General features: G+C 63.6%; 11 protein-coding genes and 2 tRNA genes. 11 read left to right on the top strand and 2 right to left on the bottom strand.

Going from position 1 to position 13,493, the window contains the following annotated elements; genetic code table 11:
• Nucleotides 1–92 precede the first annotated feature (92 nt).
• From dnaN to AC5RUM_RS03840, 11 genes are all read left to right on the top strand, one after another.
• On the top strand, nt 93–1,217 hold the full coding sequence (gene dnaN, locus AC5RUM_RS03890) for a DNA polymerase III subunit beta (protein ID WP_400576923.1): 1,125 nt from the start codon (nt 93–95) through the stop codon (nt 1,215–1,217).
• 47 nt (nt 1,218–1,264) lie between these two features.
• Complete coding sequence (gnd, locus tag AC5RUM_RS03885; RefSeq protein ID WP_494033689.1) at nt 1,265–2,149, top strand: phosphogluconate dehydrogenase (NAD(+)-dependent, decarboxylating); 885 nt, start codon at nt 1,265–1,267, stop codon at nt 2,147–2,149.
• A gap of 56 nt (nt 2,150–2,205) precedes the next feature.
• Nucleotides 2,206–3,414: a DNA replication/repair protein RecF gene (gene recF, locus AC5RUM_RS03880; RefSeq protein WP_494033688.1), complete on the top strand. Its 1,209-nt coding sequence runs from the start codon at nt 2,206–2,208 to the stop codon at nt 3,412–3,414.
• Complete coding sequence (locus AC5RUM_RS03875) at nt 3,411–3,965, top strand: DciA family protein (protein ID WP_494033687.1); 555 nt, start codon at nt 3,411–3,413, stop codon at nt 3,963–3,965. Before recF ends, AC5RUM_RS03875 begins: the two co-directional genes overlap by 4 nt.
• Nucleotides 3,966–4,374: 409 nt before the next feature.
• Entirely contained in the window at nt 4,375–6,471 is a 2,097-nt protein-coding gene (gene gyrB, locus AC5RUM_RS03870) for a DNA topoisomerase (ATP-hydrolyzing) subunit B (RefSeq protein WP_494033686.1), read from the top strand.
• A 58-nt stretch (nt 6,472–6,529) separates the two neighbouring features.
• On the top strand, nt 6,530–9,211 hold the full coding sequence (gyrA, locus tag AC5RUM_RS03865) for a DNA gyrase subunit A (RefSeq protein ID WP_494033685.1): 2,682 nt from the start codon (nt 6,530–6,532) through the stop codon (nt 9,209–9,211).
• Nucleotides 9,208–9,915: a DUF3566 domain-containing protein gene (locus tag AC5RUM_RS03860; RefSeq protein WP_494033684.1), complete on the top strand. Its 708-nt coding sequence runs from the start codon at nt 9,208–9,210 to the stop codon at nt 9,913–9,915. Before gyrA ends, AC5RUM_RS03860 begins: the two co-directional genes overlap by 4 nt.
• A 100-nt stretch (nt 9,916–10,015) precedes the next feature.
• Nucleotides 10,016–10,089 (top strand) — tRNA-Ile (locus AC5RUM_RS03855).
• 52 nt (nt 10,090–10,141) lie between these two features.
• Entirely contained in the window at nt 10,142–10,264 is a 123-nt protein-coding gene (locus tag AC5RUM_RS03850; RefSeq protein WP_494033683.1) for a DLW-39 family protein, read from the top strand.
• Between the two features lie 71 nt (nt 10,265–10,335).
• Nucleotides 10,336–10,411, top strand: a tRNA-Ala gene (locus tag AC5RUM_RS03845).
• 108 nt (nt 10,412–10,519) lie between these two features.
• Nucleotides 10,520–11,443 carry a DMT family transporter gene (locus AC5RUM_RS03840; RefSeq protein ID WP_494033682.1) on the top strand — a complete coding sequence of 308 codons (924 nt, stop codon included), beginning with the start codon at nt 10,520–10,522 and terminating at the stop codon, nt 11,441–11,443.
• Between the two features lie 33 nt (nt 11,444–11,476).
• On the opposite strand, the gene AC5RUM_RS03835 is transcribed toward AC5RUM_RS03840, so the two are convergent.
• The gene (locus AC5RUM_RS03835) at nt 11,477–12,352 is read right to left on the bottom strand and encodes a glycosyltransferase family 2 protein (RefSeq protein WP_494033681.1); all 876 of its coding nucleotides are present in this window, start codon (nt 12,350–12,352) and stop codon (nt 11,477–11,479) included.
• Nucleotides 12,353–12,510: 158 nt separating this feature from the next.
• Entirely contained in the window at nt 12,511–13,458 is a 948-nt protein-coding gene (locus tag AC5RUM_RS03830; protein ID WP_494033680.1) for a hypothetical protein, read from the bottom strand.
• Between the last annotated feature and the right edge of the window lie 35 nt (nt 13,459–13,493).

Below are 13,493 nucleotides of genomic sequence, written 5' to 3'. Positions count from 1 at the left end.
AGGTTCAGGGGTTTGGGGGCACAGGTTTGTGAACTCCCTGCGGGAGTTCCCGTTCAGCAACTGGCAGCAGCAATGAAAGGCGGCACCCTTCCGTGAAGTTTCGAGTCGAACGGGACGTCCTGGCAGAAGCCGTCACATGGACAGCCCGATCGTTGTCTCCGCGGCCGCCAGTACCCGTCCTCTCGGGCCTGCTGCTCAAAGCCGAAGCAGGAACGGTTAGCCTCTCCAGCTTCGACTACGAAACATCAGCCAGGCTTGAGATTCCGGCTGACATCACGGATGAAGGCACCATCCTTGTCTCCGGCCGGCTCCTCGCCGACATCTGCCGCAGCCTTCCGTCCGCCCCGGTGGATATCGAAACGGAAGGCAGCAAGGTGACACTCACCTGCCGCCGAAGCAGTTTCCACCTCGCCACCATGCCCGAGGCCGAATATCCGCCGCTGCCCGCACTGCCCACGATCAGTGGCACTGTGGCCGGGGACTCCTTCTCCCAAGCCGTGTCCCAGGTGATCATTGCTGCCAGCAAGGACGACACGCTCCCCATCCTCACAGGCGTCAGGATGGAAATCGAGGACGACCTCATCACGCTTCTGGCCACGGACCGTTACCGCCTCGCCATGCGTGAAGTGCCGTGGAAGCCTGTTAACCCGGGCATTTCCACCAGTGCGCTCGTCAAAGCGAAGACCCTTAACGAGGTGGCCAAGACCCTCGGCGGCAGCGGCGACATCAGTCTCGCCATCGCCGACGACGACTCCCGGCTCATCGGGTTTGAGAGCGGTGGACGCACCACAACGTCCCTTCTTGTCGACGGCGACTACCCCAAGATCCGCTCCCTGTTCCCGGACTCAACACCGATTCATGCCACCGTGCAGACCCAGGAGCTCGTCGAAGCGGTCCGCCGCGTGTCGCTCGTTGCCGAACGGAACACCCCTGTGCGCCTGGCCTTCACGCAGGGCCAGCTCCACCTCGACGCCGGCACCGGCGAAGACGCGCAGGCCTCCGAAGAGCTCGAAGCCCAGCTGTCCGGCGACGACATCACCGTGGCGTTCAATCCGCACTACCTCGTTGAAGGCCTAAGCGTCATCGAAACAAAGTTTGTCCGCTTTTCCTTCACCACCGCGCCGAAACCGGCCATGATCACGGCGCAGGCAGACGCGGACGGCGAAGACCAGGACGACTACCGCTACCTCGTGATGCCTGTCCGCCTCCCCAACTAGATCCGGCTCCCGGCCCGCCAACTCCCCAGCGCAGAAAAGAGTTCACCGTGCACATCGGACTGATCGGCCTTGGAAAAATGGGCTTCAACATGCGCGAACGGTTGCGCAAGGGAGGCATCGAAGTTACGGGTCTTGACCGGAATCCGGATGTGACGGATGTTTCCTCGGTAGATGAGCTCATTGCCACCATCCCGGCGCCCCGGCTGGTCTGGGTTATGGTCCCGGCCGGTGAAATCACTGACACGGTGATTACTGAACTTGGCAACAAGCTTCAGCCCGGTGACCTCGTTATCGATGGCGGCAACTCCCGCTTCACGGAGGACCAGAAGCACGGCGCTGCCCTGGCCGAGAAGGGAATCCGCTTCGTGGACTGCGGGGTATCCGGCGGCGTTTGGGGTCTTCAGAACGGCTATGGCCTCATGGCCGGCGGATCCGCCGAGGATATCGAGCGCGCCCTGCCCGTCTTTGATGCCCTCCGCCCCGCAGGTGACCGGGCGGACAGCTTCGTCCATGTGGGCGGCGTGGGCGCCGGCCACTACGCCAAAATGGTCCACAACGGCATCGAGTACGGTCTCATGCAGGCCTATGCGGAAGGCTATGAGCTGCTCGCCGCCAAGGAGATCGTCACCGATCTTCCCGGAACCTTCCGCGCGTGGCAGAAGGGAACGGTCGTCCGCTCCTGGTTGCTTGACCTGATGGTGAAGGCATTGGACGAGGATCCGGGACTGGCCTCAATCGATGACTACGTCGAGGACTCCGGTGAAGGACGGTGGACCGTGGAGGAAGCCATCGCCAACGCGGTTCCGGCGCCCGCCATTACGGCCGCGCTCTTCGCCCGTTTCTCCTCCCGCGAGGACAACTCGCCGGCCATGAAAATGGTGTCCGCGCTGCGCCACCAGTTCGGCGGGCACTCCACCCGTCCGGCCAAGTAGCATCCGCACCGGGCCTGCGGGTCCCGGACGAGAGTCCCGAGAATCCTGAAGAACGCGTGTACCTAGAACACTTGTCCCTGACCGACTTCCGCAGCTATGCCCAGGTGGACCTCCGCCTGAAACCCGGCGTCACAGTCCTGGTCGGCTCCAACGGGATCGGCAAGACCAACCTGATGGAAGCCGTCGGTTACCTTTCGACCCTGAGTTCGCACCGTGTCAGCGCCGACGGTCCGCTCCTTCGTTTCGGTGCGGACCGCGCCCTGATCCGGGCAAAACTGGTCCGCGGGGAACAGTCCACCGTGCTGGAACTGGAGATCAACAGCGGCCGGGCCAACCGCGGGCGCATAAATCGCAGCAACCCGGTCCGTGCACGGGATCTGCTGGGCATCTGCCACACAGTCCTGTTCGCGCCTGAAGACCTTGCCCTCGTCAAGGGAGATCCGTCGAACCGAAGGCGCTTCCTCGACGAGCTGCTCGTCAGCCTGATCCCGAGGCATGCCGCCACGAGAAGTGACTATGACCGCGTTCTGAAACAGCGCAATGCCCTTCTGAAATCCGCCCGGGCAGGTAAATTCACTGCAGGCCATGAAGCAACCCTGGATGTCTGGGACCAGCACATGGCCCGCGCCGGAGCGGAATTGCTGCACGCGCGCCTGGAGCTCGTGGACCGGCTGCGACCCCACCTCAGCAGTGCGTACGCGCAGCTGACGGATGGGTCCAAGGCGGCAGGCGCCGCGTACCGCTCAACGCTCCAGACGTTAATGGACGACGACGGCGCACCGGCCGGTGCGGGCGCGGAACTTTCCGGGGACGGAGACCAGGCGGAGGACCTTCGGCTGCTTTCCGTGGACGAGCTCACTGAACGCTATGTGCGGGCCTTCGCGGCGTCCCGCCGCAGGGAACTTGAACGCGGCATCTCGCTGGTCGGTCCCCATCGCGACGAACTGGAGCTTGTCCTCGGCCACGCACCGGCGAAGGGCTATGCCTCGCACGGCGAAACCTGGTCGATGTGCCTTTCCCTGCGCCTGGCCTCCTATTACGTCATGCTCGATGATGCGCGCACAGGCGGTTCGGCACCCATTCTGATCCTTGACGATGTTTTTGCCGAGCTTGATGTGCAGCGGCGGCGTAAACTGGCCGCAATAGTCTCCGGTGCCGAACAGGTCCTGGTGACGGCCGCCGTCGATGCTGATATTCCTGAGGAACTGGCTGGGCGGCGGGTGAAGGTCATCCCGGGAGGAATCGATGATGCGGAATCTCGATGAATAACACCGGCGGAGGCCTCCAGCCGGGCCGCGACCCTGACGAAATCGATGCCGCACAGGCTGCGCTGAACCGCATGCGCGAAGCCGCGGCCGCCCGCGGCGAAGTGCGGCGCGCGGCGCCCCGTACGGGCGGTACCCAAAAGCAGCGCACCTCTGGGCGGAGCACCCGCGGCTTCAGCCAGTTCCACGCCACCGGGCGTGATCCGCTCGGGCTGGGAAAAGTCGTGGGACGGCTTGTTGCCGAACGCGGTTGGACCTCACCCGTGGCCGTGGGATCCGTAATGGCAGAATGGTCCACCCTTGTCGGCCCCGAAATTGCGGCCCACTGCACTCCCGAGAGCTTCACTGACACCACGCTGCATGTGCGTTGCGATTCCACGGCCTGGGCCACCCAGCTTCGCCTGCTGAGCATCAGCCTGCTGGAAAAGTTCCGGGTCGAACTCGGCGACGGCGTGGTCACGAGCATCCAGGTGCTGGGGCCGGCAGCTCCCAGTTGGCGGAAGGGCGGCCGTGCCGTCAACGGCCGCGGGCCCCGCGATACCTACGGGTAGGCACCGGCCGGGGGGCCTTGGAGCATCAGCCTGCCGACGGATCTCTTGAACTATGCTCAAACGGCGTGTAGGCCGTTCAAACCGCCGAGACCCGTATAGGAACCTGAAGACGGTACCACTGGAGCCTTGCAGGCGGGGCCAATGGCCAGCGAGAGGCACATTGACCGCCGTTCGCGGCCCTGGAATGCGGGAATCAGCCCTGTTTCACGATAGAATCGCTGTAGATAACTGGGCGCCGGTGAAACGTTGACTGAGTCCGTTTTCCGACGCTTCCCCAGCGAGCGGAAGACGGTTCCGCGAGTCGACCGAGTAGCCGGCGCTATCAGTGACGTGCCTGTTGGCGGAAGCCTTTCCCTAGGGAGACGGCATCGGCCGGCCATTATCAAATACAGAGGAGTCGAGAGCGCCCGTGGCTAACGACAATGCAGAGGCAGTGGAAACCATCTTGGAGGATGCCCGAACGCCTGATACACCGGCGGACGCGGTGACCCCTGAAGCGGTGACTCCGCGGGAGTACGGTGCCAGCGACATCACGGTACTTGAGGGCCTTGAGGCCGTGCGGAAACGGCCCGGCATGTATATCGGTTCCACGGGCCTGCGCGGATTGCACCACCTCGTGTACGAGGTGGTGGACAACTCTGTGGATGAGGCTCTGGCCGGTTACTGCACCCACATTGAAATTGTTCTTCAGGCCGACGGCGGCGTAAAAGTTTCGGACGACGGCCGAGGCATTCCGGTGGACATCCATCCCACCGAGGGCAAGCCCACTGTTGAAGTGGTCATGACCATCCTGCACGCCGGCGGCAAGTTCGGCGGCGGCGGCTACGCCGTTTCCGGTGGCCTCCACGGCGTGGGTATCTCCGTTGTCAATGCGCTCTCCAGCAGGGTGGAAACCGAGGTGCGCCGGCAGGGCCACGTTTGGCGCATGTCGTTTGCCGATGGAGGCAAGCCCCAGGGCAGCCTGGTCAAGGGCGAGGAAACAGACACCACCGGCACCACCCAGACGTTCTACCCGGACGAGAGCATTTTCGAGTCGGTGGAATTCGATTTCGAGACTTTGCGCGCACGCTTCCAGCAGATGGCCTTCCTCAACAAGGGCCTGCGCATCACACTCACGGACGAGCGTGCCGCCGCTGTTGCCAGTGACGACGAGGACCTCGACCTCGACGCCGTGGCCACCGAGGGTGAAGTCAATGCGGACCACCGCACGGTGGTTTACCAGTACAACGACGGCCTGCTGGACTACGTCAAGCACCTGAACTCGGGCAAGAAAGTGGATGTGGTCCACGAGGACGTCATCGCCTTCGAGACCGAGGACACGGACCGTCGCATCGCGGTGGAGATGGCAATGCAATGGACCAGTGCGTACTCCGAGAGCGTCCACACCTATGCCAACACCATCAACACTCATGAGGGCGGTACCCACGAGGAGGGGTTCCGGGCTGCGATGACGTCTCTCATTAACCGCTACGCGCGGGAGAAGAGCATCATCAAGGAAAAGGAAGAGAACCTCACCGGTGATGACATCCGGGAGGGCCTCACCGCCGTCATTTCGGTGAAGCTCGCCGAGCCGCAGTTCGAGGGCCAGACCAAGACCAAGCTGGGAAACTCCGAGGTCAAGGGTTTCGTCCAGCGCGTGGTTACTGACCAGCTGGGAGACTGGCTGGAACGCAACCCCGGCCCTGCCCGGGACGTTATCCGGAAGGCTATTTCGGCCGCCCAGGCGCGCATGGCCGCACGCAAGGCACGGGATAATGCCCGCCGCAAGAGCCCGCTGGAGTCCTTCGGCATGCCCGGCAAGCTCTCGGACTGCTCCTCCAAGGACCCGTCAAAGTGCGAGGTCTACATCGTGGAGGGTGACTCCGCCGGCGGTTCAGCCAAGCGCGGGCGGAACCCGGAAACGCAGGCCATCCTGCCCCTGCGGGGCAAGATCCTGAACGTCGAACGGGCCAGGCTGGACAAGGCCCTTGGCAACAACGAGGTCCAGTCCATGATCACGGCCTTTGGCACGGGCATCGGGGAGGACTTCGACCTCGCCAAGCTGCGTTACCACAAGATCGTCCTGATGGCCGATGCCGACGTTGACGGCCAGCACATCACCACGCTCCTCATGACGCTGCTGTTCCGCTACATGCGCCCGTTGATCGAAAACGGCTATGTGTACCTGGCGCAGCCGCCCCTCTACCGGATCAAGTGGTCCAACGCGCCGCACGACTACGTCTACAGCGACCGTGAACGCGACGCCAGGCTGGTGGCCGGGCAGGCCGCGGGCCGCCGCATCCCCAAGGACAACGGCATCCAGCGTTACAAGGGTCTGGGCGAAATGGACTACACGGAGCTGTGGGACACCACCATGGACCCGGACAACCGGACACTGCTCCAGGTCACCATGGAGGACGCGGCCGCCGCAGACCAGATCTTCACGGTGCTGATGGGCGAGGATGTCGAGTCCCGCCGGAACTTCATCCAGCAGAACGCCAAGGACGTCCGGTTCCTTGATATCTAGCGCCAATTTGCGCTGATATTCCTGAACCGACATATACCTGAAACGGAAAACATAGACTATGAGTGACGAAACCCCTGAGGTTCCTTCGGACTCGGCGGAGACCCCCGAGGTAGTGCTGGAGGGGGACCTGCTGATCGACCGCGTGGAGCAGGTGGACCTCCAGACCGAGATGCAGCGGTCCTATCTCGACTACGCCATGGCCGTGATCGTGGGCCGTGCACTGCCGGATGTCCGGGACGGGCTCAAGCCAGTGCACCGCCGCGTGCTGTACGCCATGTTCGACGGCGGCTACCGCCCGGACCGCTCGTTCAACAAGTGCGCGCGCGTCGTGGGCGAAGTCATGGGCCAGTACCACCCGCACGGTGACACGGCCATTTACGATGCCCTGGTCCGCCTGATCCAGGACTGGACCATGCGCTACCCGCTGGCACTGGGACAAGGCAACTTCGGTTCTCCCGGCAACGACGGTGCGGCTGCACCGCGTTACACCGAAACCAAAATGGCGCCTCTCGCCATGGAAATGGTGCGGGACATCGACGAGGAAACCGTCGACTTCCAGGACAACTACGACGGCAAGAACCAGGAACCCACGATTCTCCCGGCACGGTTCCCGAACCTGCTGGTCAACGGCTCCTCAGGCATCGCCGTCGGCATGGCCACCAACATTCCGCCGCACAACCTCCGCGAGGTGGCCGACGGCGTGCAGTGGTACCTGGCCAACCCCACCGCCAGCCGGGAGCAGCTGCTGGAAGAGCTGCTGCTCCGCATCAAGGGACCCGATTTCCCCACTGGGGCGACGATCCTCGGACACAAGGGCATCGAAGATGCCTACCGCACGGGCCGCGGCTCCATCACCATGCGTGCCGTGGTCAACGTCGAGGAACTCCAGGGACGAACGTGCCTGGTGGTCACCGAACTGCCCTACCAGGCCAACCCGGACAACTTGGCCATCAAAATTGCCGAGTTGGTCAAGGACGGCAAGGTCCAGGGAATCGCCGACCTCCGCGACGAAACCTCCGGACGCACGGGCCAGCGCCTGGTTATCGTCCTGAAGCGTGACGCCGTGGCGAAGGTGGTGCTGAACAACCTTTACAAGCACACGCAGCTGCAGGAAAACTTTGGCGCCAACATGCTGGCCATCGTGGACGGCGTGCCGCGGACGCTAAGCCTTGACGCCTTCATCCGCCACTGGGTCACACACCAGTTGGATGTCATTGCACGCCGCACGCGCTACCGGCTGCGCAAGGCCGAAGAGGAAGCGCATATCCTGCGTGCCCTCTTGAAGGCCCTGGACATGCTGGACGAGGTCATTGCGCTGATCCGGGCCTCCAACACCACCGAGGCCGCACGTGACGGGCTGATGCAACTCCTGGACATCGACGAGCTTCAGGCCCGGGCCATCCTGGACATGCAGCTGCGCCGGCTGGCGGCACTGGAACGCCAGAAGATTCAGGACCGCCACGCTGAACTCGAAGCGCTGATCGCTGAGTACAACGCGATCCTTGCTTCGGAAGAGCGCCAGCGCGAAATCATCAGCAACGAGCTTGCCGAAATCGTGGCGAAGCACGGCGATGACCGCCGCACCAAGATCCTCATGGGATACGACACCGACATGTCCATGGAAGACCTCATTCCTGAAGAGGAAATGGTGGTCACCATTACCCGTGGCGGCTACGTCAAACGGACACGGAGCGACAACTACCGCTCCCAGCAGCGGGGCGGCAAAGGCATCAGGGGCGCCCAGCTGCGCGGCGATGATGTCGTGGAACACTTCTTCGTCACCACGACGCACCACTGGCTGCTCTTCTTCACCAACCTTGGCCGCGTCTACCGAGCCAAGGCGTATGAACTCGCAGAGGGCAGCCGTGATTCGAAGGGCCAGCACGTTGCCAACCTGCTGGCGTTCCAGCCTGACGAGCACATCGCCCAGGTCCTGGATCTGAAGGACTACCAGCACTCGCCGTACCTGGTGCTGGCCACCAAGCGCGGCCTCGTCAAGAAGACCCGGCTGGAAGACTACGACACCAACCGGTCCGCGGGCGTAATCGCGATCAACCTGCGTGACGGGGATGAACTGGTTTCCGCACAGCTCGTCTCCGAAACAGACGATCTCATGCTGGTCTCCCGCAAGGGCCAGTCCATCCGCTTCACCGCGACGGATGACGCGCTGCGTCCCATGGGCCGCGCCACCTCCGGCGTGACGGGTATGAAGTTCCGTGAGGACGACGAGCTTCTCGCCGCGAATGTGGTGACCGACGGTTCATACGTCTTCATCGTCACGGAGGGCGGTTACGCCAAGCGGACCGCAGTCGAGGAGTACCGATTGCAGGGACGCGGCGGGCTCGGCATCAAGGTCGCCAAGCTTGCCGAGGAACGCGGCGACCTGGTTGGCGCCCTCATTGTCCAGGAAGAGGACGAAGTCCTGGTGGTCATGGAGGGCGGCAAAGTGGTCCGTTCGGCCGTGGCGGGGGTTCCCGCCAAAGGCCGCGACACCATGGGCGTCATCTTCGCGAAACCTGACAAGAACGACCGCATCATTGAGGTGGCGCGGAACAGCGAACGCGGACTCGAGGGAGAGGAATCTCTGGAGGATGACGTAACGTTGGCTGAAGATACCGGATCAGCACACGGGTCCGCAGAAGCAGAAACAGCAGAGGCAGAGTCGGCAGTGCCCGCAGCATCCCTAGGTGCGGACAACGATGCCGAGCTGAACGAAGACAACACCGGAGGTAACGAGTGAGTAATTCCGACTCATTTCCCAAGCCGAGCAGTAGCGGTAGCGGCGGGATGCGGCAGCCGGCGGCCGCTCCACGAGTGAACGCCCCGGTGCGTCCCGCTCAGAGCCCGGGCTCGGCGTCGGGGCTTCCGGGACAGCCGCCCGCCGCTCCCGGCCAGGCAGCTCCCCGACAGGCACCGGCACAGCCCGGCCCGGGGCAGCGCCCAGCCGCTCCCGGCCAGCGTCCGGGCCAAGGGCCAGCCCAGGGGCAACGTCCCCAGATGCCTGGCCAGCGGCCCGCCGTTCCCGGCCAGCGTCCAGGCCAAGGTGCCCCCGGACTCGTCAAGCCGGCGCCGAAGGCCAAGGTCCGCCGTGCGCGCCTGCTGGTCAGCAAGGTGGACCCCTGGTCCGTCCTGAAGATGGCCTTCCTGCTCTCCGTGGCCCTCGGGATCGTCACCGTGGTGGCGGCCATCGTGCTCTGGACAGTGCTGGACCTGACCGGCATCTTCGACCAGGTGGACAGCCTGCTCGGCACGCTCGCAGGCTCCGAAGGCGGCGGATTCGAATTGAAGAAGGTTGCTTCCCTCGGTCAGGTGGCGTCCTTTGCCACCATCATTGCCGTGGTCAACGTGGTGCTGTTGACGGCCCTGTCCATGCTCTCAGCCGTCCTGTACGACATCTCCGCCACCCTCGTGGGCGGCATCGGCGTCACCCTGACGGACGACTAGAAATCCCCGTGATTCCGCGGATGTAGGACCACGGAATGCCTCGATTTGAGATCGGGCCGGGATGTGCTGTAGAGTCATGTCTCGGCCCGATGAGGCATCGGGGCGTATAGCTCAGGCGGTTAGAGCGCTTCGCTGATAACGAAGAGGTCCCAGGTTCAAGTCCTGGTACGCCCACGGAACCTGCACAGGTTCAAGTAAAGGATCAGGTAAAACTGACCGGAACGGGGTGCGTGTGAAGAAGTTGCTGGCAATTGCAGCTGCGATCGCAGGCGTCCTGCTCTACAGGAAAGTGCAGGAGTCCGAAGCCCGGAAAACAGTCTGGAGCGATTCAACGGACACGGTTGAATAGCCCGGACACCCGCAGGCAGGCTGGTCAGACAGCCTTCCGAACTAGGGTATGATTGACGGGTTGCTTCTTATGGGGGCATGGCGCAATTGGTAGCGCACCTGCTTTGCAAGCAGGGGGTTCGGGGTTCGAGTCCCCGTGCCTCCACCATAAGGAAAGTCCCGGCCAGAGATGGCCGGGACTTTTTGCTTTAAGTCCCTCCCAATCCGGGGCGTTAGGTGCTCCGGAGCAGCCGCAGCAGCACACTACGCTGTAACCGTGACCTTCTTCCTCGCCGCCCTGGGCGTCCTTGGCGTGGCTTCCTCCGGACCGCTCATCGCAGCGACCCTCGGTTCCACTACTGTGACTGCCCTGGCCATTGCCTTCTGGCGCAATGCGATGGGGGCCGCGGTCATGGCAGCTCCCACGCTGGTCAGGGAACCCGCGCAGTTCGGGCGCGTCACCGGACGGGAGTTCCGCTGGTCGCTCGTGGCGGCCTTCGCCCTGGCACTACATTTCGCCTGCTTCATCACCTCCCTCCAGCTGACCTCCGTCGCCGCCGCTACGGCCCTTGTCTGCCTGCAGTCCGCCTGGATCGCCGTCATACAGCTGTTCCGCGGCGTGAAGCACCGGTGGCAGGTCCTCGCCGGACTGGGCATCGCGTTCGGCGGCGTCGTAGCCATCACCGGCTTTGACATGGGAACATCGCCCGAAGCACTGCTGGGCGACCTGCTGGCCGTGGCTGGAGGCCTCCTGGCAGGCATTTACACGCTGGCAGGGGGCAGGGCCAGGCAGAGCATGACAACGGGAACCTACACAACGCTGTGCTACGGAATGTGCGCGGCATTCGTGGGGGTGATGGCACTCTTTGCCAACCAGCCACTCGTAGGGTTCGAGGCGGCCGGGTGGATGGGCATCATAGCCATCACCGTGTGCGCGCAGCTGATCGGGCACACCGCCTTCAACCACCTGCTGGCCACCATGAGTCCGCTGCTCGTCTCCATGATCATCCTGCTGGAGATTCCGGGAGCGGCGCTGCTCGCTGCCATCTTCCTGGAGGAAACGCTGCCAGCGGGGACGTACGGTGGCCTGGCACTGATCCTGGTGGGGCTCGCCGTCGTCGTGGCAGGGCAGCGAGGCGGCAAAGCCGGGCGCGGAAAACCGCCGGCAGAGCGGCCGCTGGCGGAGCTGGGGACAGACTGAGGACAGCCTCCCGCGCGGCCCGCCGGTCCGCAGCTACTGGCCGCCGCGGCGGACGGGCTGGCTGGTGTTGACGGTGTGGATGGCGCGCAGCAGCTTGGCGGGAAAGTAGACCGAGAAGAAGACCACCATGGGCGCTTTGAGGGCCATCTTCTTCACGTTGTGAGCCTTATACGTGCGGTCGAAGCGCGTGACATAGTAGCGGTAATCGCGGGGTGAGTCTTCGAGCCGCCGGGCGGACATGCCTGAAACCATTTGAGGCCAGTACTGGATCCTCAGATCATGCTCTGCGAGGTGCAGGGACAGGTCAATGTCCTCGTGCATCTCATCCTTTTCATCCCGGCAGGCTTCGTCCCGGATGATCTCCCATGCCCCGCGACGGAGTGCCATGTTGGATCCGAAAAGGAAGTGGTACTGGTGCTTGGCCAGTTTCAGCATCAGCTGGCGCATTTTGTCGTCGGCTTTGAGGCCAAATCGGCGCATGGGCATGTCGTAATAGACCACAGGCCCGGTGGCTGCCTGCGTGGACGGGTCCGCAAAGGCCTTCTGGACCTGTTCCACCCAGTCAGGTTCCACCACTGAATCGGCATCGATGCGGCCGAGGATATCCCCGGTTGCGTGGTCAAGACCGAAGTTGCGCGTGGGGATGAGGCCCTGTTCCATGTCCTGGCTCAGCAGGATGATGGGGCTCTCGGGATACTCCTGCTGCATTTGCCGGACGATGTCCGCCGTACGGTCCTTGGACATGTTGTCCACAACGATTATCTCGTGGGCCGGAACCGACTGATACACAGCGGCGATCAGGCATTGCCGGATGACGCTTTCCTCGTTGTACGCCGGTATGACGATGGATACGCCCGGCAGCTGCGGAGCGTCATGCGAGGCATCCTCAAAGGATCTATCGGCTGACATCACCTCAAATTTAGCACCGATCGATTTTCTTCCCCTTCCCTGTGACCGCGCCCCGCAAAGACGTGCCCGGAAAAGATGCGTGGCAGAAGAAAGGAGGGGCCCCGCCAGTCAGGCGGGACCCCTCCAGGTACACGCCCCTTGGGCGTGGACGTTGCTGTTTACCTGTCAGCCGGCTTGCTGGCACCGTTTTCGATGTTGGCGGCAATGTTCTTCACGGCGGTCTTTGCGTCCGCGGCCACCGTGCCGGCGTCGGTGTCAGTGCCGGAATCCCCGGCAACGTGCTTGGCCTTGTCCGCTGACCCTGCGTCGGTGTCGTCTGCGCCTGCGGCCGCCACTGGCGTGGCCTCTGCCGTGGTGGGCTCCTTAACCGCAGTGGCCGGCACGGGAGACGGAGTCTCAGCGGCAGGGGTGGACGGAGCCGGAGTAACGGGAGCCGGGGTCTTCCACGGATCCTCGACCGGTTTGGACGCCTTCCAGGCAGCAACCCCGGCAGCAACGGCAGCCGCGATCACTCCAACAATCAGCAGCCCGCGCTTCTTCGGCTTTTCCGGCTGGATCAGCTGCTTCCCTGTGACTGCACGGCCCGCCTCCGAGGCGGCTGACTTCAGCTGCGTGCCGGCAACCTGCGCTTGTTCCTGAAGGGAGTGGATGATGCCGACGTCGCCGAGCTTTTGTGCCACGGCGTCGACGCGGGCCGGAGCGTTTTCCAGCGTCCGGTGGACCACTTCCGATGCCGTGCCGATCTGGTCGGAGAGCCGGGGCAGGTATTCGACCACTACGCGGTCACGGGCCTGTGTGATGACGGGGGTGGCCTTGTCCAGGGCCTCGTGCAGCCGCGGTGTGGCACCCTCAACGGCGTCATGAATCTTCGGTGCCAAGTGCGCCAGTCCGTCCTGGATCCGCGGCGTCACGACGGCAACTCCGTCAGCCAGGTTGTAGGCGGCGGACTTGAGCCCTTCCTGGATTTTGGGGGAAGCGGTGTCGATGCCGTGCTGCAGCCGGGGAACAGCCCAGTCCACTGCGGCTTCCACCCGGTCTTTTGCGTTCTCTACTGCGGAACTGACTGACAACTCCAGTTCGTGGGCAATACGATCCGTTTTCTTCACAACTACCTCCCGATTAATGTGACGGTTCTGTCGCT

The sequence above is a fragment of the Arthrobacter sp. B2060 genome (assembly GCF_059090445.1).
This window is presented reverse-complemented; position numbering and strand designations above follow the sequence as displayed.

Bases quoted from the DNA above. Each gene is read 5' to 3' on its own strand.
- AC5RUM_RS03875 (WP_494033687.1), top strand. From the start codon at position 3,411: ATGAATAACACCGGCGGAGGCCTCCAGCCGGGCCGCGACCCTGACGAA.
- gyrA (WP_494033685.1), top strand. From the start codon at position 6,530: ATGAGTGACGAAACCCCTGAGGTTCCTTCGGACTCGGCGGAGACCCCC.
- AC5RUM_RS03835 (WP_494033681.1), bottom strand. From the start codon at position 12,352: ATGTCAGCCGATAGATCCTTTGAGGATGCCTCGCATGACGCTCCGCAG.